The organism is Thermus sp. LT1-2-5 (assembly GCF_040363165.1).
Lineage (GTDB): Bacteria > Deinococcota > Deinococci > Deinococcales > Thermaceae > Thermus.
On record NZ_BSRG01000002.1, the window covers coordinates 161,452 to 182,326 of the forward strand.

22 protein-coding genes are annotated in these 20,875 nt (G+C 67.0%); 9 read left to right on the forward strand and 13 right to left on the reverse strand.

Annotated elements, in window-relative coordinates; all coding sequences use genetic code 11:
- The first annotated feature begins 18 nt into the window (after positions 1–18).
- The 7 genes from rimP to ABXG85_RS02850 all read left to right on the forward strand — a co-directional run bounded on the left by rimP (position 19) and on the right by ABXG85_RS02850 (position 7,031).
- Positions 19–444 carry a ribosome maturation factor RimP gene (rimP, locus tag ABXG85_RS02820; RefSeq protein ID WP_353512396.1) on the forward strand — a complete coding sequence of 142 codons (426 nt, stop codon included), beginning with the start codon at positions 19–21 and terminating at the stop codon, positions 442–444.
- An 8-nt stretch (positions 445–452) separates the two neighbouring features.
- Positions 453–1,616, forward strand: a complete 1,164-nt coding sequence (nusA, locus tag ABXG85_RS02825; RefSeq protein WP_353512222.1) for a transcription termination factor NusA — start codon at positions 453–455, stop codon at positions 1,614–1,616.
- A complete protein-coding gene (locus tag ABXG85_RS02830; RefSeq protein WP_353512223.1) occupies positions 1,616–1,891 on the forward strand; it encodes a YlxR family protein in 276 nt (91 codons plus the stop codon). The genes nusA and ABXG85_RS02830 overlap by 1 nt, the downstream gene beginning before the upstream one ends.
- A complete protein-coding gene (gene infB / locus ABXG85_RS02835; protein ID WP_353512224.1) occupies positions 1,860–3,575 on the forward strand; it encodes a translation initiation factor IF-2 in 1,716 nt (571 codons plus the stop codon). Before ABXG85_RS02830 ends, infB begins: the two co-directional genes overlap by 32 nt.
- A 4-nt stretch (positions 3,576–3,579) precedes the next feature.
- The gene (locus tag ABXG85_RS02840; RefSeq protein ID WP_353512225.1) at positions 3,580–3,867 is read left to right on the forward strand and encodes a hypothetical protein; all 288 of its coding nucleotides are present in this window, start codon (positions 3,580–3,582) and stop codon (positions 3,865–3,867) included.
- A 107-nt stretch (positions 3,868–3,974) separates the two neighbouring features.
- On the forward strand, positions 3,975–6,182 hold the full coding sequence (secD, locus tag ABXG85_RS02845; RefSeq protein WP_353512226.1) for a protein translocase subunit SecD: 2,208 nt from the start codon (positions 3,975–3,977) through the stop codon (positions 6,180–6,182).
- A gap of 93 nt (positions 6,183–6,275) precedes the next feature.
- Positions 6,276–7,031 carry a 3-hydroxybutyrate dehydrogenase gene (locus ABXG85_RS02850; RefSeq protein WP_353512227.1) on the forward strand — a complete coding sequence of 252 codons (756 nt, stop codon included), beginning with the start codon at positions 6,276–6,278 and terminating at the stop codon, positions 7,029–7,031.
- Here the strand turns inward: ABXG85_RS02850 and sdaAA are convergent.
- Positions 7,028–7,885: an L-serine ammonia-lyase, iron-sulfur-dependent, subunit alpha gene (gene sdaAA, locus ABXG85_RS02855; protein WP_353512228.1), complete on the reverse strand. Its 858-nt coding sequence runs from the start codon at positions 7,883–7,885 to the stop codon at positions 7,028–7,030. The genes ABXG85_RS02850 and sdaAA overlap by 4 nt on opposite strands.
- Before the next feature lie 24 nt (positions 7,886–7,909).
- Here sdaAA and ABXG85_RS02860 point away from each other — a divergent pair, with 24 nt between their 5' ends.
- Positions 7,910–8,488, forward strand: a complete 579-nt coding sequence (locus ABXG85_RS02860; protein ID WP_353512229.1) for a response regulator transcription factor — start codon at positions 7,910–7,912, stop codon at positions 8,486–8,488.
- Between the two features lie 39 nt (positions 8,489–8,527).
- Here the strand turns inward: ABXG85_RS02860 and rplS are convergent, their stop codons facing one another.
- The 6 genes from rplS to ABXG85_RS02890 are packed head-to-tail and all read right to left on the reverse strand — an operon-like array spanning position 8,528 to position 13,494.
- Positions 8,528–8,968: a 50S ribosomal protein L19 gene (gene rplS / locus ABXG85_RS02865; protein WP_353512230.1), complete on the reverse strand. Its 441-nt coding sequence runs from the start codon at positions 8,966–8,968 to the stop codon at positions 8,528–8,530.
- Positions 8,969–9,025: 57 nt separating this feature from the next.
- Positions 9,026–9,745: a tRNA (guanosine(37)-N1)-methyltransferase TrmD gene (gene trmD / locus ABXG85_RS02870; protein ID WP_353512231.1), complete on the reverse strand. Its 720-nt coding sequence runs from the start codon at positions 9,743–9,745 to the stop codon at positions 9,026–9,028.
- 6 nt (positions 9,746–9,751) lie between these two features.
- Positions 9,752–10,369 carry a TetR/AcrR family transcriptional regulator gene (locus ABXG85_RS02875; protein WP_353512232.1) on the reverse strand — a complete coding sequence of 206 codons (618 nt, stop codon included), beginning with the start codon at positions 10,367–10,369 and terminating at the stop codon, positions 9,752–9,754.
- Positions 10,370–10,394: 25 nt separating this feature from the next.
- The gene (locus ABXG85_RS02880; protein ID WP_353512233.1) at positions 10,395–10,889 is read right to left on the reverse strand and encodes a DJ-1/PfpI family protein; all 495 of its coding nucleotides are present in this window, start codon (positions 10,887–10,889) and stop codon (positions 10,395–10,397) included.
- 9 nt (positions 10,890–10,898) lie between these two features.
- Complete coding sequence (locus ABXG85_RS02885; RefSeq protein WP_353512234.1) at positions 10,899–12,608, reverse strand: FAD-dependent oxidoreductase; 1,710 nt, start codon at positions 12,606–12,608, stop codon at positions 10,899–10,901.
- A 31-nt stretch (positions 12,609–12,639) separates the two neighbouring features.
- The gene (locus ABXG85_RS02890; protein ID WP_353512235.1) at positions 12,640–13,494 is read right to left on the reverse strand and encodes an NAD(P)H-dependent flavin oxidoreductase; all 855 of its coding nucleotides are present in this window, start codon (positions 13,492–13,494) and stop codon (positions 12,640–12,642) included.
- A 36-nt stretch (positions 13,495–13,530) separates the two neighbouring features.
- Here ABXG85_RS02890 and ABXG85_RS02895 point away from each other — a divergent pair, with 36 nt between their 5' ends.
- The gene (locus tag ABXG85_RS02895) at positions 13,531–14,703 is read left to right on the forward strand and encodes an MFS transporter (protein WP_353512236.1); all 1,173 of its coding nucleotides are present in this window, start codon (positions 13,531–13,533) and stop codon (positions 14,701–14,703) included.
- Here the strand turns inward: ABXG85_RS02895 and ABXG85_RS02900 are convergent.
- From ABXG85_RS02900 to ABXG85_RS02925, 6 genes are all read right to left on the reverse strand, one after another.
- Complete coding sequence (locus tag ABXG85_RS02900; RefSeq protein WP_353512237.1) at positions 14,665–16,095, reverse strand: glycosyltransferase family 2 protein; 1,431 nt, start codon at positions 16,093–16,095, stop codon at positions 14,665–14,667. The two genes, ABXG85_RS02895 and ABXG85_RS02900, sit on opposite strands and share 39 nt — an antisense overlap.
- The gene (locus ABXG85_RS02905; RefSeq protein ID WP_353512238.1) at positions 16,095–17,228 is read right to left on the reverse strand and encodes a HEAT repeat domain-containing protein; all 1,134 of its coding nucleotides are present in this window, start codon (positions 17,226–17,228) and stop codon (positions 16,095–16,097) included. The genes ABXG85_RS02900 and ABXG85_RS02905 overlap by 1 nt, the downstream gene beginning before the upstream one ends.
- Complete coding sequence (locus ABXG85_RS02910) at positions 17,212–17,574, reverse strand: response regulator transcription factor (protein ID WP_486401640.1); 363 nt, start codon at positions 17,572–17,574, stop codon at positions 17,212–17,214. Before ABXG85_RS02910 ends, ABXG85_RS02905 begins: the two co-directional genes overlap by 17 nt.
- Positions 17,575–17,584: 10 nt before the next feature.
- Positions 17,585–19,753 (reverse strand): ATP-binding protein, encoded by a 2,169-nt coding sequence (locus tag ABXG85_RS02915; protein ID WP_353512240.1) that lies wholly within the window; start codon positions 19,751–19,753, stop codon positions 17,585–17,587.
- Between the two features lie 43 nt (positions 19,754–19,796).
- Entirely contained in the window at positions 19,797–20,114 is a 318-nt protein-coding gene (locus tag ABXG85_RS02920; RefSeq protein ID WP_353512241.1) for a cupin domain-containing protein, read from the reverse strand.
- A 62-nt stretch (positions 20,115–20,176) separates the two neighbouring features.
- Positions 20,177–20,875, reverse strand: a complete 699-nt coding sequence (locus tag ABXG85_RS02925) for a succinate dehydrogenase iron-sulfur subunit (RefSeq protein WP_353512242.1) — start codon at positions 20,873–20,875, stop codon at positions 20,177–20,179.

Sequence of the window (20,875 nt, forward strand, 5' to 3'; positions counted from 1 at the left end):
GGAGGTGGGGAGGTGCCGGTGGACCTTTGGCGGTTAGTGGAAGAGGCGGTGGAGGCCTTGGGCCTTCAGGTTCTGGAGGTGAAGGAGGCCCCAGGCGAGGTCCTGGTGCGCCTGGAACGCCTGGACGAGAAGCCCATCACCGTGGCCGATCTGGAACGGGCGAGCCGCCACATCGAGGCCGCCTTGGACCGGGAAGACCCCATCCCAGGGAGCTACCGGCTCCTGGTGGAGTCCCCCGGGCCCAAGCGTCCCCTCTTCACCCGCCGCCACTTTGAGCGCTTCCAGGGCCTGAAGGCCAAGGTGCCTGGGCCCGAGGGCTTCGTGGGGCGGATCCTGCGGGTGGAGGGAGAAGAGGTGGTCTTCCAGGTGGGCCCAGAGGAAAAGCGCCTCAAGATCGGCACCTTCCGCGCCAACCTGGCCGAGTGGCCCGAGGAGCCTAGGTAGGAGGAAGCATGAACCGGGATTTTATTGACGCCATGCAACAGCTGGCCCTGGAGCGGGGCGTGACCACCGAGGAGGTCCTGGAGGCCTTCAAGGAGGCCCTGCGCAAGGCGTACATCAAGCGGCAGAAGGGTTACCGCAAGGAAGAGGTGGACGCCGGCAAGGGCCCCGAGGTGGACGTGTACATTGACCCGCAAACGGGGCGGATCGAGATGGTGGAGGTCCGCAGGGTGGTGGAAAAGGTGGAGGACCCGGACAAGGAGATCGCCCTCTCCGAGGCCCTCCAGTACGACCCCGAGGTCCAAGTGGGGGACGAGATGGAGTTCCCCATCGACCCGGAGGGGCTTTCCCGCATGGCCATCCAGGACCTGCGGCAAATCCTTACCCAACGCCTCAAGGAGTCCGAGCGCAACCGCATCTACAACGAGTACAAGGACAAGGAAGGGCAGGTCCTCACTGGGGTGGTGACCCGGGTGGACAACCGGGGCAACGTCTTCGTGGAACTGGGCCGGGGCGAGGCCTACCTGCCCAAAAGCGAGCAGATCCCCACGGAGAAGTACTACCCGGGGCAACGCCTAAAGGTCTACCTGAAGAAGGTGGACCGCTCCGCCAAGGGGCCTTCCCTCATCGTGAGCCGGGCCCACGAAAAGCTTCTGGAGCACATCCTCAAGCAGGAGGTGCCCGAGATCGCCGAAGGGATCGTGGAGATTAAGGCCATCGCCCGCGAGCCCGGGAAGCGGAGCAAGGTGGCGGTGATGAGCCACAACCCCAACGTGGACCCCATCGGGGCCTGCATCGGCCACAAGGGGCAGCGGATCCAGGCGGTTTCCGCGGAGCTGGGCCGGGAAAAGGTGGACATCATCCTGTGGTCCAAGGACCCTAAGGAGTTCATCCGCAACGCCCTCTCCCCCGCCCAGGTGGGCTCCATTGAGCTGGACCCCGAGACCAAGAAGGCCCGGGTGAAGGTGACCAAGGACCAGCACTCCCTGGCCATTGGCACCGGCGGCCAGAACGTGCGCCTGGCCTCGAAGCTCACCGGGTACGACATCCACTTCGAGGAGGCGGAGATCTCCGATCTGGACGAAGCCATTCGCCGCGCGGCGGAGGAGGAGGCGGCGACGCCCAGCCGGACCCGGGAAGAGTTTGAGAAGCTCTTCAAGGACCTTTCCGAGTGATGCAGCACGTCCCCTTGCGCATGTGCGTGGCCTGCCGCAGAAGGCGGCCTAAAGGGGAGCTTTTGCGCATCCTCATGACCCCCGAGGGGTTTCAGCTGGACCCCACGGGCAAGCTGCCGGGCCGGGGAGCCTACGTCTGCCCCGACAACCCGGACTGCTGGACGGAAAAGAAGCTCCGGCGCTTCGCCGGGGCCCGGGCCAAGGCGCTTTCCGAGGCCCTTTGGGCCCGTTTAGGAGGTAAAGATGGCCAAAGTACGCATCTACCAGCTGGCTAAAGAGCTGGGCATGGAAAACGAGGAGCTCTTAGAGCTCCTGGACCAGATGGGGGTACCCTATAAGTCCCACGCCTCCACCTTGAGCGAGGAAGACGCCGAGGCGGTGCGGGAACTGGTTCGGGAGCAGCGGGGACTCCAGGAAAAGCTAGCGGAGGAGGAGCGGCGAAAAAGCCTCCCCAAGCGCCCCCCTGTGGTGGTCATCATGGGCCACGTGGACCACGGGAAGACCACCCTCCTCGACTACCTGCGCAAAAGCCGCATCGCCGAGAAGGAGGCGGGGGGGATCACCCAGCACGTGGGCGCCTTTGAGGTCAAGACCCCTCAGGGCACCGTGGTCTTCATCGACACCCCGGGCCACGAGGCCTTCACCACCATCCGCCAGCGGGGGGCCAATGTGGCGGACATCGCCGTCATCGTCATCGCCGCGGACGACGGGGTCATGCCCCAGACGGAGGAGGCCATCGCCCACGCCAAGGCCGCCGGGGCGAAAATCATCTTCGCTCTGAACAAGATGGACCTGCCCCAGGCGGACCCCGAGAAGGTGAAGCGGCAGCTCATGGAGCGGGGCTTCGTTCCCGAGGAGTATGGCGGGGACGCAATCCTTGTCCCCATCAGCGCCAAGACAGGGCAGGGGGTGCAGGACCTCTTGGAGATGATCCTCCTCCTCTCCGAGCTGGAGGATTACCGGGCCGACCCCAACGCCGAGCCCCGGGGGGTGATCCTGGAGTCCAAGCTGGACAAGCAGGCGGGGATCATCGCCAACATGCTGGTGCAGGAAGGCACCTTCCGCGTGGGGGACTACGTGGTGGCCGGGGAGGTGTACGGGCGGATCCGGGCCATGATGGACGCCGACGGCAACCAGCGCAAGGAGGCGGGCCCGGGAAGCGCCGTGCAGGTTCTGGGCTTCCAGGAGCTCCCCCACGCCGGGGACGTGGTGGAGTGGGTGCCGGACCTCGAGGCCGCCAAGGAGATCGCCGAGGAGCGCAAGGAAGAACGCCGCGCCCGGGAAGAGGCGGAAAAGGAGCGCCGCCCCAAGACCATGGCCGACCTCTTGCGGGCCTTGCAGGAAGAGGGCCGGAAGGAGGTCAACCTGATCCTGCGGGCGGACACCCAAGGCTCTTTGGAGGCCATCCAGCACATCTTGGCCAAGGAGGGCACCGAGGACGTCAAAATCAACGTCCTGCTGGCCCAGGTGGGGGCCCCCACGGAGTCGGATGTCCTCCTGGCGCAAACGGCCGGGGCCGCCATCCTAGCCTTTGGCGTGAACCCCCCGGCCTCCGTGAAGAAGGCGGCGGAGCAAAAGGGCGTCCTCCTCAAGACCTTCCGCATCATCTACGACCTCATTGACGAGGTTCGGACCATGGTCAAGGGGCAGAAGGAGCCCCAGTTCAAGGAGGAGGTCCTGGGCCGGGCCGAGGTGCGCGCCGTCTTCCGCCTGCCCACGGGCAAGCAGGTGGCGGGGTGCATGGTGACCCAGGGCAAGGTCCCCCGCAACGCCGAGGTCCGGGTCCTGCGCAAAGGGCAGGAGATCTGGAAGGGCCGCATCGCCAGCCTCAAGCGCTTCAAGGAGGATGTGCGGGAGGTGGCCCAAGGGTACGAGTGTGGGATTGGCCTCGAGGGCTTCGACGATTTCCAGGAAGGGGACATCATCGAGGCTTTCCAGCTGGTGGAGGTACCCGCTTAAGCCCATGCGGGGCCTGAAGCTCCTAGCGGCCCTAAGCCTCCTCGTCCCGGGGTTCGCCTTCCCTCCCTCCCCGGGCAAGGGGGAGGCGGGGCTCCTGGCCAAAGGTCCGGTCCTGGTGCTGAAGGAGGATCGGGGCGGGGGCTTCGCCCCCCCTCTTTTGGGAAACCTAGGCCGGTCCACCCCACCCCGCCCACCCCGGCCTAGGGATAACCCCCTTCCCGCCCCCAAGGACGCCCTGCCCCAACCTGTCCTTTACCTCCTCTATGGGAAGCTCCAGCTGGAAGGTGGCTAAGGCTCCTCCCCGCCCTTGGTGCCTTACGGGAAGGGGGCGCCAAGGCTAGGGGATCCTTGGGCCTTCCCCCGGCTAAAGGAGCCTTGCTGTCTTCCAAAGGAGCAAGCATGAACCGCAAACTACTTAACGGGCTTTTCCTCCTATCCCTCTTCCTCCTCTCCTTGCTCTTTGTCTGGAAACCTTGGGCCCCAGGCGAACCCAAAATCCGGTTGGGCCTGGACCTCAAGGGGGGCCTGCGTATCGTCCTGGAAGCGGACGTGGAAAACCCCACCCCCGATGACCTGGAAAAGGCCCGCACCGTCTTGGAAAACCGCATCAACGCTCTGGGGGTGGCGGAGCCCCTCATCCAAATCCAGGGTCAGAAGCGCATCGTGGTGGAGCTTCCTGGTCTTTCCCAGGCGGACCAGGACCGGGCGCTCAAGCTCATCGGACAACGGGCGGTGCTGGAGTTCCGCATCCTGAAGGAAGGGGCGAGCGGCACCACCGTGGCCCAGATCAACCAGGCCCTCAGGGAAAACCCCCGCCTCAAGCGGGAGGAGTTGGAGAAGGACCTCATCAAGCCCGAGGACCTGGGCCCTCCCCTCCTCACCGGGGCGGACCTGGCGGACGCTCGGGCGGTCTTTGACCAGTTTGGCCGCCCCCAGGTGGCCCTCACCTTCACCCCGGAAGGGGCCAAGAAGTTCGAAGAGGTGACCCGCGCCAACGTGGGCAAGCAGCTCGCCATCGTCCTGGACGGGAAGGTCTACACCGCCCCCGTGATCCGCCAGGCCATCACTGGGGGGCAGGCGGTGATTGAGGGCCTCTCCGGCCTCGAGGAGGCCAGCGAGATCGCCCTGGTCCTCCGCTCGGGGGCCTTGCCCGTGCCCCTCAAGGTGGCGGAAATTAGGGCCATCGGCCCCACCCTGGGCCAAGACGCCATCCAGGCGGGCATCCGCTCCGCCCTCATCGGGACCCTGGCCATCTTCCTCCTCATCTTCGCCTACTACGGCCTCCACCTGGGCCTGGTGGCCTCCTTGGGCCTGATCTACACCTCAGCCCTAATCCTCGGCCTCCTCTCCGGGCTCGGGGCCACCTTGACCCTTCCTGGCATCGCCGGCTTGGTCCTCACCCTGGGGGCGGCGGTGGACGGAAACGTGCTCTCCTTTGAGCGCATCAAGGAGGAGCTCCGGGCGGGGAAGCGGTTCCGCCAGGCCATCCCCGAGGGCTTCAAGCACTCCACCCTCACCATCTTGGACGTGAACGCCGCCCACCTCTTGGCGGCGGCGGCCCTTTACCAGTACGCCACCGGGCCCGTGCGGGGCTTCGCCGTGGTCTTGGCCATCGGCGTGGTGGCCAGCGTCTTCTCCAACCTGGTCTTTAGCCGCTACCTCCTGGAGCGGTTGGCGGAACGCCGGGAGATCCGCCCCCCCATGTGGCTGGTGGACCCCCGCTTCAACTTCATGGGCCCCGCCCGCTACATCACCGCCGCCACCTTGCTCCTGGCGGTCTTGGCGGCGGGGGTAGTCTTCACCAAGGGCTTCAACTACTCCATCGACTTCACCGGGGGCACCGCCTACACCCTGCGCGCCGCCCCGGAAGTGAGCGTGGATACCCTAAGGCGCTTCCTGGAGGAAAAAGGCTTCCCCGCCAAGGAAGCGGTGATCACCGAGGTCCAGGCCCCGGTGGCGGACCACAAGGAGTTTTCCGTCAAGCTCCCGCCCCTTACCGACGAGAAGCGCCTGGAACTGGAAAGGCTCTTGACGGCGGAGCTCAAGGCCACGGTATTGACCTCGGAAACCGTGGGGCCGGCCATCGGCTCGGAGCTCCGTCGCAATGCGGTGATGGCGGTGCTGGTGGGCCTGGGGCTCATCCTCATCTACGTGGCCTTCCGCTTCGACTGGACCTTTGGGGTGGCGAGCGTCCTGGCCGTGGCCCACGACGTGGCCATCGTGGCGGGGATGTATAGCCTCCTGGGCCTAGAGTTTTCCATCCCCACCATCGCCGCCCTCCTCACCGTGGTGGGCTACTCCATCAACGACTCCATCGTGGTTTCCGACCGGATCCGGGAAAACCAAAAGCTCCTCCGGGGCTTGCCCTACGCCGAGCTGGTGAACCGCTCCATCAACCAAACCCTCTCCCGCACCCTCATGACGAGCCTCACCACCCTTCTGCCCATCCTGGCCCTCTTGTTCCTGGGGGGAAGCGTCCTGCGGGACTTCGCCTTGGCCATCTTCGTGGGGATCTTCGTGGGCACCTATAGCTCCATCTACGTGGTGAGCGCCCTGGTGGTCTTCTGGAAAAACCTCAGGCGCAAGGAGCCGAAGAAGGCGGCCTAGGTTGCTGGCTTAGCCCCGGGCCCAGAAGGGCCCGGGGTTCGTTTAGCGCTTGGCCTCAAAAGTCCCTGTAGGATGGCGCAAGGAGGGGACCCTGTGGGAAGCTTCGCAGGCAAAACGGTTCTGGTCACCGGCGCAGGAAGCGGCATCGGGCGCGCCATCGCCGAGGCCTTCGCCCGGGAAGGGGCCAAGGTCCTGGTCCACGACGTGCGGGACGCAAGCCCCTTGGCCAAGGAGCTAGGCGGGGTCTTCCTTCACGCCGACCTCGCCGACCCCGAGGAGGTGGTCGCCTTGGGGCGGGAGGCCGCCCGCCTGGGCGTGGACGTCCTGGTGAACAACGCCGGCTTCCAGCACATCGACCCGGTGGAGGCTTTCCCCCTGAAGACCTGGCAAAGGATGCTCCAGGTGATGCTCACCGCCCCGTTCCAGCTCATCCAAGCCCTTCTGCCGGGCATGAAGGAACGGGGGTTCGGCCGCATCCTCAACATCGCCAGCGTCCACGGCCTGGTGGCAAGCCCCTACAAGTCCGCCTACATCGCAGCCAAGCACGGGCTGATCGGCCTCACCAAGACGGTGGCCCTGGAGGCGGGGCCCTTTGGCGTCACGGCGAACGCCATCGCCCCAGCCTACGTGCGCACCCCCTTGGTGGAAAACCAGGTAGCCGACCAGGCCCGCACCTTGGGCATCCCGGAAGGGGAGGTGGTGGAAAAGGTCTTCTTGGCCCAGGCGGCCATCAAGCGCCTCATCGAACCCGAGGAGGTGGCGGCCTTGGCCCTATTTCTGGCCTCGGAGAAGGCGGGGGCCATCACGGGCGCCGTCTTCCCCATCGACCTGGGTTGGACCGCCCGCTAAGGAGCCTTCTTCAGCGCCTCTTCCGCCAGCCTCCGCCCCGTGGGGGTATCGGCCAGGCCCCCAAGGCCCGTTTCCTTGAGCTCTAGAGGGAGAAGGCGGCCGATCCCGGCCATGGCCAAGACCACCTCGTCCGGGGGGATGACACTCCTAATCCCCGCCAGGGCCATGGAGGCGGCACTCACCGCATGCACGGCGTAAAAACCATTCCGCATCACGCAGGGCACCTCCACGAACCCTCCCACAGGATCGCAGACCAGGCCCAAGGTGTTCTGGAGGGCAAGGGCAGCGGCGTGGGCCGAGGCCTCCGGGCTCCCGCCGAGAAGCTCCGTCACGGCCGCAGCGGCCATGGCGGCGGAAGCGCCGATCTCCGCCTGACACCCCCCGCTGGCCCCGGCGATGTGGATCACCCGGTTGATCATCTTGGCCACCCCACCCGCCAAGACCATGGGCATGAGGAGCTCCTCCTCGGGAATGCCCAGGTGGTCCGCCACCCCCAAAAGGGCCCCGGGCAGGGTGCCGGCGCTTCCTGCGGTGGGAGCGGCCACGATGCGCCCCATGCGGGCGTTCTCCTCGTTCACCGCCATGGCGTAGGCCTGGACCCGTTTCAACAAGGGGTCCTTTAAGGGGTCTTCCGCCTCCCACAGGGTCTTGGCGTTCTTGCCCACCATTCCCGCTACGCTGGGGGCGTCCGAGGCAAGGCCCCGGCGGATGGAGTCCCGCATGATGGCAAGGCGCTCCGCCAGCTTGGCCAAAATGGCCTCGGGGGCTAGGCCGGTTTCCTCCACTTCCTCCTTGAGCACGTGTTCCGAAGCCCGGCCGGAAAGCTCCGCCAGGCGGTTGAGCGTGAGGGCCATGCCTCCAGTATAGTCTTGGGAAAGGTGCGCCTCCTCATCGCCGACGACCATCCCCTGTTCCGCCTTGGCCTGAGGGCGGGCCTCGAGGCCTTGGGCCTTGAGGTGGTGGCCGAGGCCCAAGACGGCCTCGAGGCCCTGGAAAAGACCCTGGCCCTTAGCCCCGAGGCCGTGTTGCTGGACCTAAAGCTTCCTGTCCTGGACGGGCTGGAGGTGACACGGCGGCTACGGGAAAGGGGCTACCGGGGCCTTCTCGCCCTCCTCACCACCTACCAGGAGCCGGCTCTGGTCAAGGAAGCCTGGTTGGCAGGGGCTGACGCCTACTTCTCCAAGGAGCTTTCCGCCCCCGAGCTAAAGCACCGCCTCCTTAAGGTGGCGCGGGGCGAGGAAAGGCTCACCCCCCCCGACCTGCCCCCCCTCACGCCCCGGGAGCTGGAGGTGCTTAGGCTCCTGGCCCAAGGGCTTTCCGCCAAGGAGGTGGCCCGCCTCCTCCACCTCTCCCCCGACACGGTGAAAGACCACCTGGAAAGCCTCTACGGCAAGCTCCAGGCTAAAAACCGGGTGGAGGCCCTGGAAAAGGCTCGAGCCCTGGGTTTTCTCACGTAAAAAAGAGGCGGCCAGGCCGCCCCCCAGAGCCAGACTCCCCTACTCCCCCGCCTCGCCTTGGGCCTCGGCGGCCTGTGCTGCCTCCTTAGCCGCCCTGGCCCGCTCCTGATCCTGGCCGATCCGCTTGCGGTCGGCCCGGAGCTTGCGCCGGATCTCCCTTTCGGAAAGCTCGCGGATGAAGTAGAGCTTGGCCCGCCGGGCCCGGCCCCGCTGCACGATCTCCACCTTCTCGATCAAGGGGGAGCTCATGGGGAAGATGCGCTCCACCCCCACCCCGTAGCTCACCTTGCGCACGGTGAAGCTGGAGTTGTAGCCGTTCCGCTTGATCTTGATGACGATGCCCTCAAAGTTCTGGATACGGGTGCGGTTGCCTTCCTTCACCCGGTAGGCCACCCGCACGGTGTCGCCCGGACGGAACTCGGGCAGGTCGGTGCGGGCGTAGCGGGACTCCACCACCTTTAGAAGCGCTCCTCGGTTCATGCTTGGCCTCCCGTCCCAGAGGAACCCTTCAAGGGTTCGTGGGCAACAGCCTCTAGTCTATTCCTCCCGGTCCAGTTCCGCAAGCCAGGCCGCCTCCAACGCCCCAAGCCTCGCCTGGCGCACCAATTCGGGCCTAAGGAGAAGGGTGCGCCGCAAAGCCTCCCGCCGACGCCACCTTTCCACCTCCTGGTGATGGCCGGTCAGGAGCACCTCGGGCACCCTAAGCCCTCGGAACTCCGGGGGACGGGTGTACTGAGGATAGTCCAAAAGGCCCCGCACAAAGGAATCCTCCCGGTGGCTCTCTGGGTCGCCGATGACCCCGGGAACCAGACGGGCCGTGGCCTCCAAAACCGCCAAGGCCGCCACCTCCCCCCCCATGAGGACGTAGTCCCCGATGGAAAGGGTGCGGGTGACAAAGGCCTCCACCCGGGCATCAAACCCCTCGTAGCGGCCCGAAAGGAGGACCACATGGGACTTAAGCACCAGCTCCTCCGCCACCTTCTGGGTAAAAGGCTCCCCCGCCGGGCTCAGGAGGATGACCTCGTCGGCAGGGAGAACCGACTCCAGGGCGGCCACGGCCACGTCGGGCCGGATCACCATCCCCGCCCCGCCCCCGTAGGGGGTGTCGTCCACGCTCCGGTGCCGCCCCAGGCCAAAGGCCCTGAGGTCCACCACCTCCACCGCCAGGAGCCCTCGCCCTATCGCCTTACCCATAAGGGATTCCCGGAGCCATGGCCGCAACAACTCGGGGAAAAGGGAGATGAGGGTGTAGCGCATAGCCCTCTAGGCCTTGGCGGCGGAAATATCCTGGCGGGTAAGGATCCCCTCTAAAGCCAAGCGCAACGACCGCTCTAGCTCCACGCCAAGGTCGCGATGGGGCGTGTAGGCCGCCCACCGCAAAGCGGCCAGAAAGTACAAATCGGCCAGGGTCCGCCCCATCCGCTCCAAAGAAAGATCCCGCCGCACAATTCCTTTCTCCTGCAAAGGACGCAACACCTCGGCGATCAGATCCCCTAAAGGTAGCGCCTCAAAAGCAGCCCGCGCCCGTACTGGGTCCGGATTGAGAAGCTCGTAAAGAAGCGGCAACAAAAGCCCTTTCTCTTCTTTGGTGTACTGCGCCAGTTCGCTGAACAAGCGGTAAAGGACCTCCAGAGGGTCCATGCCTTGAGCAAGGTAACGGCGCACCTCTGCTTTTGCGTATTCCAGAAGTTGGGCACCATACTCTAACAGCACCGCTTCCTTGTAGGGGAAGTAGTTGAAAAAGGTGCCCCGGGAAACGTGCGCGGCCTTGGCGATGTCCGTGGCGGTGGTTTCCTGGAAGCCCCGCTCCCGAAATAGCTTCATGGCCGCCTGGAAGATCCGGTCCCGGCGGCGCTTCTTCTGGTACTCCCGGACGGACATGGGTTTAGTGTATCTTAGTCCAAACTCAAAGCACAACCGCTTTCTGAGCCCAGTCTTCCATGGCCCGGAGCAGGGCCAGGCCCCCTTGGGAGGTGTACACCCGGCCCGCCCGGTGGAACGCCTCTTCCCTCACCCGGTAACCCATCCGCACCAAGTCCTGGGCCACCTCCTCCCCCGCCGCCACCTCGAGGGGAAGCCTTCCCGCCTCGGCCAAAAAGAGGTGGGCGTTAAAGCCCACGAACACCGCCTCCACCTCCTCCCATACCTCTTCCAAAAAGGCCAGCCAGGCTGGGTCCTGGGCCAGACGCTTGGGCCGCTTGGCCCCCGGGATAAGGAGGGCCGTGGGCTTCGGAGCGGCCGGGAAGGCGTAGGTGGGGGTCCAGACCGACCCAGCAAGCCCCGGGGTGCCCTTCCTGCCCTTGGCCGCGGTGTAGGCGGGGACCCCCAAAAGGCGGGCCGCCTCGAGGCCAAGAGCGGCCTCCAGCTCGGAAAACTCGGGAAGGAGCAGTACGGCAAGCACCCTAAGCCATTATGGCAGAAGGCGGAAAAGGAGCCGGGCCGCCTCGCCCCGGCTCACCCCCCCTTCCCCCGGCCAGGGCGGCTCCCCCAAGGCCTGCAGGACCTGATTGAGAAGGGGGCGCCGCAAGGGCTTTTGCAGTTCCTCGCGGTAGAGCTCGCGGGCCTTAAGCACCACCCGCAGCCGCTCCTCGGGCCCCTTGGCCCGGTAATAGTGCTCCAGGTTGGCCAGGAAGTCGCCGAGCAGGATGGGCTCCGCAAGCCCCAAGGTGCCCTTCAGGTAGTAGGGACCGGCGAACAGCCCCCGCCTCAGGAGGCTCACCGCCTCCCGGTAACCGGGCCGGTCCGCTTCCACCCGGCCCCGCTCCCGGGAGGAAAGCCGGGCGCCCCGCTCCAGGAGGCGCCTGCGCAGGGCCTCGAGGGCAGCGGGGCTTGCGGCTAGCTCCTGGAAAGTTCCCAAGGGCACCCGCTCCAGCCCCGCCTGGGGCGCAAGGCGCAACAAGGCCGCCGCCACCCCCGCTGCCTCCCCCAGGGCCATCTGCAAGGGCACCACCCGGGCGGAGAAAGCGGCCACGCTGTCGAACCCCGCCGCCTGGGAAACCACCAGCAGGTTGGCCACCTCCCGCGGCACCAAGGTGCGGAAGGGCACCCCGTAGGGCGCCGGGGTCCCAAGGAGGTAAGGGGTTTCCCCAGGAAAATAGGCCTGGCCGTCCAATGGGTAGCCGCCCAAGGCCACGGCATCGGGGAAATCCTTGCCCAGGAGAACCTCCTCGGCCCGTAAGCGGTAAAGGGCCTGGAGGTGGCGGCTTTCCCGGAGGTAGAGCGCTGGGGCCACATCGGCCAGGCGGGCGGTGCCGAAGACCAGGGGGTCTTTCTCCCGGAAGAAGGCCACCACCCGCTCCGCCTCCAAGGCCGCCTCCTGCCGCTTGCGTTCCAGCTCCGAGGGGTCCAAGCCCTCGAGGCCAAAAAGGAGAAGGGCGTTGACCAGGAGGCTCCCGTCGTCCTGGCGGGACAGGTTGAGGCCCCTCAGGGCGTAACGGCCAGGGTCGGAAGGGGTATACCCCCGCGCCAGCTCGGCAAAACCCCAGCCGCTCCGACCCCAAGCCCCCGCCCCCGTGCGCCGCACCTGCCCCTCGTAGTTGAGGGCCAAGAAGACCACCCCCCAAGGCACCCCCTCCAGGCGGAAGACCAAGGTGGCGGCCATGGAGCGGCGGTCCAGCCCCGTGTCCTCCCGCCCCAGGGTGAAGGAAGCCCCGGCGCGAAACGCCAGCTCAGCGGTGTCGCTGGCGTCCAGGAAGTAGGGGGCCTGGTAGGCGGCCCTCGGGGTCCTTAGGAGAACGAGGCGGGCCCCCTCCACCTCCACGGCGTCCAGGGGCTCCTCCAGGCGCACCTCCACCCCTGCTTGGCGCAGCATGCCCCCAAAGACCTCCTCCGCCCGCTTCACGTCAAAGGAGGGCTCTCCCCCCACCCGGCGGTAAAACTCCCGGAAAAGCCCCCCTTGCAACAACCCGTCCCCGTCCTTGGCCACGTCCAAGGTGGCAAGCCACCCTTGGGTGAGGACGCCCCCTACCCCCCGGCCCGGCTCCACCAGGGCCACCTTAAGCCCCTCCTGGGCCGCAGCCACCGCCGCCGCCACCCCTTGAGGGGTGGCCCCGTAAACCACCAGGTCGTACTGGGCCCAAGCGAGGCCCAAGAGGATCACCCAGGCGATCCATCTAGGCATGGTCCGTGAGCGGGAAGCCGCAGGCAAGGGTTTAGGGAAGCGTGCGCTTGGCCTCCTGGTATTCCGCCACCAGGCGGGCCACCACCTCCTTGGCCGAGGGGATATCCCGGATGAAGGCCACCCCATGCCCGGCGGAGTACACCTCCTTCCAGGCCTTCCCCCCACCTTGGCGGAAGCGTTCCAAGGATTCTTTGAGGAAGTTGGCGGGTACCCCCGTGACCTCCGGGGTGTACTGGATGTCCTCCGGGGTGGCCCGCAAGAGGGCCTCCTTGTACTCCAAGGGCGCCTCCGACTCCAGGGTAGCGATGAAACGGGTGCCGATATAGGCCCCATCCCCCAGGGCCAGGGCGGCCAGGAGCTGCCTACCCGTGGCGATGCCGCCAGCGATGAGCACGGGTACTTCGAGCTCCTCGCGAAGCCAAGGCCCCAGGACAAAGGGGCTTACCCCCCCGGCGTGCCCCCCCGCCCCCGCGGCCACGGCCACCAAGGCGTCCGCCCCCACCTCCACCGCCTTCTTGCCGTGCCGCAGGCCCACCACGTCGCACCAGACCACGCCCCCGTAGGCCTTCACCCTTTCCACCACCCTCGAGGGGTCCCCCAAGGAGGTGACCACCAGGGGCACCTTGCGCTCCGCCACCGCCTCGAGGTCCTCCTCCAGGCGGGGGTTATCCTTCAGGATGAGGTTCACCCCGAAGGGCACCCCTTGGGGAAAGGTTTCCAGAAACTCTCGGAAAGCGGCGTGGGTGCGGAAGTTGAGGCTAGGAATGACCCCGATGGCCCCCGCCTCGGCCACGGCCAGAAGGAGCCTGGCCCCAGACACCAGGAACATGGGCGCAGCCACGATGGGGTAACGGATGCCCAGCATCCTCGTGATGGCGGTCTCCATGGGGGCGATTTTACCCGGTTCAAGGATAATGGGCGGGTGGAACCGGAGCGCTCCTTGCGGCTATCCATCCTGGAAGGCACCCTGGCCGTCCTGTTCCTCTACTGGAGCACGGGGGTCCTGATTACGGGCTACGCCCTGGCCTTGGGGGCGTCCCCCTTGGCCTTGGCCCTTTTGGGAGCCTTGCCCTTTTTGGCCCAGCTCACGGCTCCCCTGGCCCTTTTCTTGCGAGGAAGCCGCAAGGCGTTGACGGTGCGCCTCAACCTGGCCTCCCGCCTCCTCTTTTTGCCCACCCTCCTAGCTCCCCTGCTGCCCGAGGGGCTTAGGATCCCGGCCCTCCTCCTCTTCGCCGGGGCCTCCCAGCTCCTAGCCGCCCCCGTGGGGGTGCTCTGGCTTTCCTGGATGGCCGACTTGGTGCCCCCAGAGCGGCGGGGCCGCTACTTCGGCCTCAGGAATGCCCTTTTGGGCCTGGTGGGCACCGTGGGGAACCTCCTTGGGGGTCTGGTGGCCGATACCCTCCCCCCTCCCACGGGGTACCAGGCGGTGCTGCTCCTCGGCGTGGGGGCGGGGCTCTTGTCGGTCCTGGTCCTGCGGCTGCAAAAGGAGCCCCCGCTGGCCCCCGCACCCCCACCCCAAGCCGCCATGCGGGCCGCCTTGGAGGACCGGGCTTACCGGAACTACCTGGCCTTGGTCTTCCTCTGGTACGGGGCGGTGATGGTGGGGGGGCCCTTCGTGGTGCCCTACTTCGTCAAGGTGGGCGGGTTTTCCATGACCGAGGTGGGGCTGTGGACGCTGATCTCCGCCACCTCCGGGCTTCTTTTCGGGCCCCTGTGGGGCCGCATGGCGGACGGGGCGGGGCACGGGGTGGTGGTCTTTCGGGCCGGGATGGTGGGGGCCGCCATGCCTGTCCTTTGGCTTTTGGGCACGGAGGCTTTTCCCTGGCCCATCTGGCTTTCCGCCGTGGTCGACGCCCTGGCCTGGAGCGGCCTCGGCACAGCCTTGGTCAACGCCGCCTTGGCCCGGGCCCCCGAGGAGGCGCGAAGCGGCTACCTGGCCTTCTTCTGGCTGGCCTTGGGGCTTGGCGGGCTTGCGGGAAGCCTCCTGGGTGGCGGCCTCGCCAGCCTGGGCCTGGGCCCAAGCCCCTACCACCTGCCCATCCTCGCCTCCCTGGGCCTACGGCTTCTCGTGGCCTTGCGCTTCCGCGGGCTCTAGGCCCTTCCTTTGCATCTCCCCCCACACCCCCCGCTTGCGCCACACCTGGAAGGTGGCGAAAAAGCGCTCCAGGGCGAGGAGCTGGCGGTAGCCCAAGGCCTCGAGGATCCCCAAAAGGAGAAGCCAAAGCCTATCCCTTAGCCGCGGGTACCGCTTGAGGAGCAGGGTTTCCATCCCCACGGCCAGGTGGGAAAGGAGCACCCCGTACCCCACGGCCAAGGCTAGGAAAAGCACCCCCACCTCGGCGTTCAAGAGGCCCAACAGCCAAAACAAAGGGAAGAGGAGATAGCCCAAAACCTCCACCACCGGCCCCAACGCCTCAAAGAGGAAAAAGTAGGGCATGGCCACCAGACCAAGCCGCCCATACCGAGGGTTGAAGAGCATGGCCCGGTGCGTCCAAAGCACCTCCCAAAGCCCCCGGTGCCAACGGTTGCGCTGTTTGCGCAAGGTGGCTAGGTCCACCGGCACCTCGGTGTAGCAAATGGGGTCTGGGGTGTAGAGGATGCGGTAATCCCGCCCCTCCTCCCGGGCCCGGCGGTGGAGGCGCACCACCAGCTCCATGTCCTCCCCCACGGTGTCCGTGCGGTAGCCCCCCACCCGGATCACCTCCTCCCGGCGGAAGACCCCAAAGGCCCCAGAGATGATAAGGAGGGCATTCATGGCGCTCCAGCCGGCGCGACCCATGAAAAAGGCCCGGGCGTACTCGATCACCTGCATCTTCTCCAGGAAGCCCCGAGGTAGCCGCATCTCCCGCACCACCCCGCCCCGCACCACCGCTCCATTCAAGGGCCTGATGGTGCCCCCCACGGCCAGGACCCTATCCTCCTCCAGGAAAAGCCGGCTCGCCCGGAGGAGAGCCTGGGCGTCCAGGAGGCTATCGGCGTCCACGGCGCAAAAGAGGGGGTAGCGGGCGAAGTTGAGCCCGGCGTTTAAGGCGTCCGCCTTGCCCCCGTTTTCCTTGTCCACCACCAGGAGGTTGGGGTAAAGGAGGGAGCGGTACACCGCCCGTACCGGCTTGCTAGGAAGCGCCCGGCGATACACCCAGCTCACCTCCACCAGGCGGAAGGCTTCCTTCAGGACCTCCAGGGTCCTATCCTTAGGCCCGTCCGCCACCACGATTACCTCGAACTCCGGGTAGTGGAGGGCGAGGAAGGAGCGCACGGAGGCGGCGATGGTCTTCTCCTCGTTATAGGTGGGCACCAGGATGGAAACCGGGAGATAAGCCTCCCGCTCCAAAAGGTCCTTCAGGGCCAGCTCGGATAGCTCGTGAACGTAGCGGGCCACCATGGCAAGGCCCGTCAGGGCGAAGTAGGCGTAAAGGAGGTTCAAGAGGGCGAAGTAGTAGAGGACGAAGACCTGGTAAGCGAACAGGAGCCAAAGAAATGCCTCCATCACGCCTCCGCCACCTGTTTGGCCATATCCCGGCCGTAGGGGTCCGGGTGGGCTTCGGCGGCCTGGCGCAGGAGGGCGGGGTCTAAGGCCTTCAGGGCCTCCGCCGCCCCGCGGCGCACGTAAAAGGAAGGGTCGGAAAGGGCCTTCCATAGGGCTCTCCGGGCCAAGGCCCCCCCGAGAAGGGGAAGGAGGCGCACCGCCTGAAGGCGCAAGAACTCCTCCTCCGCCCCCAAGGCGGCCAGCACCGCTTCCTCGTGCCCCAAAGGAGGGTATTCCAGGCGCCAAAGGGCCCGCATGGCCGCGGCCCGCACCTCGGGGTCGGGGTGCTGGAGAAACCCCAGGACTCCTTCGGCCAGGCCGTGGAGCTTAAGCCGGCCCAGGGCCTCCAAGGCCGCCCACACCTCCTCCCTCCCCCCCTCCCGCAAAAGGCGCCGCACCACCGGCTCGGCGCGGTCCTCCAAAAGGAGGAGGACTTCCAAAAGCGCCCCTCTAGGCAACACTGCCCGCAACAGGGTCTCCGCCAAGGCCTCCAGGTCCTCCTCCCTCGCCAGGCGGGCCGCGGCCCGGGCCGCCGCCAGGCGCAACAGGGGGTCCTGGTGGGCCAAGTAGGGGCGGATGAGGGGGAAGGCCTCGGGCAGCCGGGCCTGGGCCAGGGCGTCCAGGGCCTCGAGGCGGCGGGCCCGGAAAGCCAGGGGGCTCTTTAGGGCCCTTTCCCAACGGGGTAGGCCCAAGCGGAGCCAAGGGAGGAGGGCCTGGGCCAGGTCCCCTTCCAGGCTCTCCCGCAAGGCCAGAAGGGCGGCGCAGGCCTCCTTAGGCCAAGGGAGGGGAGGCGGGGGCTCTCCCGCCAGGAGGGCCTGGGCGAACCGCTCCAGGTACTCTTCCCTCAGCCTCTCCTCCTTCCCTTCCCGCCAGGCGGTGTAGGCGTGGTAGCCGAGGACATAGGCCCCCAAGAGGACCAGGGCCAGCCCCGTAAGGGCGAGGCCGAGGAGGAGGGTGCCCACCGTCTCCCCGTACCCCAGGAGGCGGAAGAGGCGGGCGGTGAAGGCCAGGACCACATACCCCAAGGCCAGGGCCTCGAGGAGGACCACCAGGAGGACCACCAGGGCGTAAATCCCCTCACCGGACCGCCACATACCGCCCCAAGCGAAGGACGAGCTCCTTTGGGCTAAAGGGTTTGGTGAGGTAGTCCTGCGCCCCGGCCCGCAGGGCCTCCAGCACGTGGTGCTCCTGCTTTAGGCCCGAGAGGACCAACACCGGGGTTGCCTTCCCCAGGGTCTGGCGCAGATGGCGCAGGAGGTCCAAGCCAAACCCCCCAGGCAGGTTGAGGTCCAGGAGGATGGCGTCCCAGTCCTCCCCCAAGGCCGCCAGGGCCGCCGCATAGTCCCGGGCCAAATGGGGGGTCCACCCCTCGCGCCTTAAGGCCAGCTCCAGGACCTTGGCCACGGCGGGGTCATCCTCCACCACCAAAACCCGGGCCACGGGGACCATTTTATTCCCGAGAAAGGCGCTCCAGAAGGGCCCGCACCTCGGGTTCGGGGTTGCGGCGAAGCTCCGCCTCGAGGAGGCGCCTCGCCTCCTCCCTCCTCCCCTCCTCCAAAAGGGCCTTAGCCAAGGTGAAGCGGGCCAAGGGATAGTCGGGCTTGAGGGAAAGCACCTGCCGGGCGAGAAGCTCCGCCTCCTTGGCCCGCCCTAGGGCCAACACCACCTCGGCGAGCCCCCAGCGGGCGTCCAGGTTGCCGGGGTCTTGGGCCAGCACCTTGCGGTAGCTCTCCTCCGCCTCGGCGTAGCGGCCCATGTGGTAGAGAAGCCGCCCGTAGCGCACCCGGATGTCGGGGCTATCCAGAAGGGCCAAGGCCCTCTCGTAAAGGGGCTTGGCCTCTGCGTGGCGGCCTTGCAGGTAGAGGGCGAAGGCCAGCTCCCCCAAGGCCTCGGCGTCGTCGGGGAAAGCCTCCACCGCCCGCCTCAAGAAGGCCTCCGCCCCCCTAGGGTCATGGGGCAGGCGCCGTTTCCCTTGGTAGAAGCTATACCGCTCCCGGAAGGGCACCGGGTCCGAGGGGTAGCCCAAAAGCCCCGCCTCGTCCAGGGCGAAGGCCCGCACCTGGCTCACCCGGTCCGCCTGGGGCGTGTAGCGGAAAGCACCGGGGGAAGGGGCGGAAAGGACCACCCGTTCCCCGCTTCGCACCTCCACCCAAAACCCCTTAGCCCCCTCAGGGCCCAGGAGGCGGAAGACCACCCCGCCTTCCTCCCCCAGTACCGGCCGCACCAGGGGGGCAGGGAGGAGCTTCCGCCGCACCCCCGTGCCCAAGACCGCTCCCTCCCCGGCAGGCAGGCGCTCCCGCCCCAGGGCCAGGCGGCCCCGGTAGAGGGAAACGCGGGCCCCCTCCTCCCGCAGGAGGCGCAGGTGGGTACCCGTGGGCCTCAGCTCCCCTTCGGGGGTGACAAGGGTGAGGCCCGCGTTTCCCTCCCGCACCGCCTCCACCCCGCCCCGCTCCAAGGCCACCCGGAGCCTCTCCCCCCCGCCCCAAAGGCTCCGCCAGCGCCGGGCCTCCCCGTGGGCATCGGGGCTAAAGGCGAGCTCAAGCCCTTTCAGGCGCACCACCTCCCCCGCGGGCATCTCCCCAAAGGCCCGGGAGCCCAAGGGGGCGGGGTAGATGGGAAGCCGGGCCAGGGCGATCACCGCCACCAGGAGCAACAAAAGCCGCCCCACCGGGGCCCGCTGCCCAGGACGGGGCCGGGGAAGGAGGAGGAGGAAGGTGCTTCCCCGGCCCAGGCGGCTCTTTAGGCGCACCTCCCCCCCGTGGGCCTCGAGGACCCGCTTCACCAGGGCAAGCCCCAGCCCCGTCCCCTCCGCCTCCCCCCGGGTGGAGGCCCGATAGAAGGGTTCAAAGACCCTCTCCGCCTCCTCCTTGGGGATGCCGGGCCCCGTATCGCTAATGGCGATCCCGCAACGGTCCGGGCCCAAAAGGAGCCTTACGGAAACCCGCCCCCCCTCCGGGGTGTACTTGACGGCGTTGTTGAGAACGTTGAGGAGGGCTTGGTAAAGCCAGTCCCGGTCCCCATACACCCAAGCCTCCCGCCGGGGAAGGGAAAGGCGAAGGGCAATGCCCTTCCTCCGCGCCAAGGGACGCACCTCCTCCACCGCCTGGAGGAGCAGGGCCTTCAGGTCCACCCGCTCGGCCTTAAGCCGCACCCCTTGGCCCAGGCTCAGGTACTCCTGGGCCCGCTGCAGGAGGTCCTGGATGCGCCGGGCGGAGCGCTCGGCGATCTCCAAGAGCTCCTTGGCCTCTGCAGGAAGCCCCTCGGTTTCCCGGGTAAGCTCCAAAGCGCCCAAGACGCTCATCAAGGGGTTCTTGATCTCGTGAAGGAGCAGGCGAAGGAGCCTTTGGGTCTCCCCCTGGGTCCGGAGAAGGGCAAGCTCCCGCTCGCGAAGGACCAAGACCTCGCGAAAAGCCCTAAGGAGGAGGCGGAGGGCCTCCTGGAGCTCTTTGGAAGGGGGCTTTCCCTCCCAGTAAAGGGCAAGCTCCCCCTCCTCCCAAAGCTTTTCCCCCCTTAAGGGGGGCTCAGGCAACACCTCTCCCCGGAAGACCACCCGCACCGGGTAGCGACGGAGGAGTTCCGCCAAAAAGCCCAACTCCGCAGGAGGGTGCTGTCGGAGCATCACCCTGAGCGTAACCCAAGGTTTTGAAAGGGATGCGAAACCCCTAGGGCTTAGGGGCCATAACCACCAGGAGAAGGGCGGGGCTCGCGGACTCGTTCCGCACCCCGTGGGGCTTGCCCGCTGGGGCCAGAACCGCCATCCCCGGGGCCAAAAGGGCCTCTTCTTCTCCCACCTGCACCACCACCTCCCCCTCCAGAACGAAGTAGACCTTGTCCGCCCCCTCGTGGGCGTGCACCCTCTGGGCCTGGCCAGGAAGGAGGGCGTACAGGTCGTAGAACATATAGGGCGACTCAAAGACCGGGATCTTGGCCATCTTCTCCTGGCTATAGCGGGCCAGGCGCTTAAGGTCGCGGATCTCCATGGATGCAGTTTAACGGGAAAACGGAGGGGAGGCTTTTCCCCTCCGGTCCCCAAGCGCAACGCTTAGAAGCGGTCAAAGAGGATTTCCCGCTTCACCTCCTCAATAAGCTGGGTGACGGGGATCTCCCGGGGACAGGCCTCGGTGCAGTTGTAGGCGGTGCGGCACCGCCACACCCCGCTTCCCGAGCCCAGGGCCTTGAAGCGCTCCCGTTTGCCCCGGTCGCGGGAGTCAAAGATAAAGCGGTGGGCCTGGACGATGGCGGCCGGACCGATGTAGGTGCCGTTCACCCAGAAGACGGGGCAGCTGGTGGTGCAGCTGGCACAGAGGATGCACTTGGTGCCCTGATCGAAGCGCTCCCGTTCCTCAGGGGACTGGAGGCGTTCCCTCTGGGGCGGGGGCTCCTCGTTGATGAGGAAAGGCTTCACCGCCCGGTAGGCGGCGAAGAAGGGCTCCATGTCCACGATGAGGTCCTTCTCCACCGGTAGACCCCGGATGGGCTCCACGGTGATGACGCTGCCCAAGTCCTTCACCAGGGTCTTGCAGGCCAGGCGGTTCCGGCCGTTGATGAGCATGGCATCCGAGCCACAGATGCCGTGGCCGCAGCTACGGCGGAAGGCCAGGGTGCCGTCTTGGTCCCACTTGACCTTGTGCAGGAGGTCCAAGACCCGGTCCCAAGGCTCGGCCTCCACCTGGTAGGTTTGCCAGCGGGGCTTGGAGTCCTTGGCGGGGTCAAAGCGGAGGATCTTCAGGGTGACCTGCAT

Excerpts from the sequence above, each read along its gene's own strand:
- ABXG85_RS02840 (WP_353512225.1), top strand. The coding sequence starts at position 3,580 with ATGCGGGGCCTGAAGCTCCTAGCGGCCCTAAGCCTCCTCGTCCCGGGG.
- ABXG85_RS02920 (WP_353512241.1), bottom strand. The coding sequence starts at position 20,114 with ATGGAGATCCGCGACCTTAAGCGCCTGGCCCGCTATAGCCAGGAGAAG.
- trmD (WP_353512231.1), bottom strand. The coding sequence starts at position 9,745 with ATGCGCTACACCCTCATCTCCCTTTTCCCCGAGTTGTTGCGGCCATGG.
- ABXG85_RS02885 (WP_353512234.1), bottom strand. The coding sequence starts at position 12,608 with ATGCCTAGATGGATCGCCTGGGTGATCCTCTTGGGCCTCGCTTGGGCC.
- rplS (WP_353512230.1), bottom strand. The coding sequence starts at position 8,968 with ATGAACCGAGGAGCGCTTCTAAAGGTGGTGGAGTCCCGCTACGCCCGC.
- ABXG85_RS02890 (WP_353512235.1), bottom strand. The coding sequence starts at position 13,494 with ATGGAGACCGCCATCACGAGGATGCTGGGCATCCGTTACCCCATCGTG.
- sdaAA (WP_353512228.1), bottom strand. The coding sequence starts at position 7,885 with ATGGCCCTCACGCTCAACCGCCTGGCGGAGCTTTCCGGCCGGGCTTCG.
- nusA (WP_353512222.1), top strand. The coding sequence starts at position 453 with ATGAACCGGGATTTTATTGACGCCATGCAACAGCTGGCCCTGGAGCGG.
- ABXG85_RS02900 (WP_353512237.1), bottom strand. The coding sequence starts at position 16,095 with ATGGAGGCATTTCTTTGGCTCCTGTTCGCTTACCAGGTCTTCGTCCTC.
- ABXG85_RS02925 (WP_353512242.1), bottom strand. The coding sequence starts at position 20,875 with ATGCAGGTCACCCTGAAGATCCTCCGCTTTGACCCCGCCAAGGACTCC.
- ABXG85_RS02875 (WP_353512232.1), bottom strand. The coding sequence starts at position 10,369 with ATGTCCGTCCGGGAGTACCAGAAGAAGCGCCGCCGGGACCGGATCTTC.
- infB (WP_353512224.1), top strand. The coding sequence starts at position 1,860 with ATGGCCAAAGTACGCATCTACCAGCTGGCTAAAGAGCTGGGCATGGAA.
- ABXG85_RS02830 (WP_353512223.1), top strand. The coding sequence starts at position 1,616 with ATGCAGCACGTCCCCTTGCGCATGTGCGTGGCCTGCCGCAGAAGGCGG.
- ABXG85_RS02905 (WP_353512238.1), bottom strand. The coding sequence starts at position 17,228 with ATGTGGCGGTCCGGTGAGGGGATTTACGCCCTGGTGGTCCTCCTGGTG.
- secD (WP_353512226.1), top strand. The coding sequence starts at position 3,975 with ATGAACCGCAAACTACTTAACGGGCTTTTCCTCCTATCCCTCTTCCTC.
- ABXG85_RS02915 (WP_353512240.1), bottom strand. The coding sequence starts at position 19,753 with ATGCTCCGACAGCACCCTCCTGCGGAGTTGGGCTTTTTGGCGGAACTC.